The sequence below is a fragment of the Massilia genomosp. 1 genome, from assembly GCF_011682185.1.
GTDB classification, from domain to species: Bacteria; Pseudomonadota; Gammaproteobacteria; order Burkholderiales; family Burkholderiaceae_D; genus Telluria_A; species Telluria_A rubra.
The window spans coordinates 1-253 of the sequence record NZ_WHJF01000598.1 but is presented as its reverse complement, the minus strand read 5'-3'; the positions used below and the strand labels follow the sequence as shown (position 1 = coordinate 253).

Sequence of the window (253 nt, the reverse complement as noted above, 5' to 3'; positions counted from 1 at the left end):
CGAACCGTTCTAACCGCACGATCAAAAACAGCGCCGTGGCCGGCGCTGTCAAGACGCTAAAATCGCTCGGGGTAGGACCATCGTTTTACGTGAAAACCGGGCCATCAACTCGCGTGATCACACTCAGCAATGAAGAGGTGATGCTACAGCGTGGCATTTGCCTTTCAGCCGCGTGTAAAAATTAAGCCGGACCCGGAACCCACGCACGCAGCAGTGGGTCAGGGGAGGCTTTTTTTGTTAACTATAAACAAAT

General features: G+C 52.6%; 1 protein-coding gene. It reads left to right on the top strand.

What is annotated here, in order from left to right:
- A partial coding sequence (locus tag F1735_RS36140; RefSeq protein WP_222853215.1) for a hypothetical protein occupies positions 1–185 on the top strand: 185 nt, incomplete at its 5' end.
- Between the last annotated feature and the right edge of the window lie 68 nt (positions 186–253).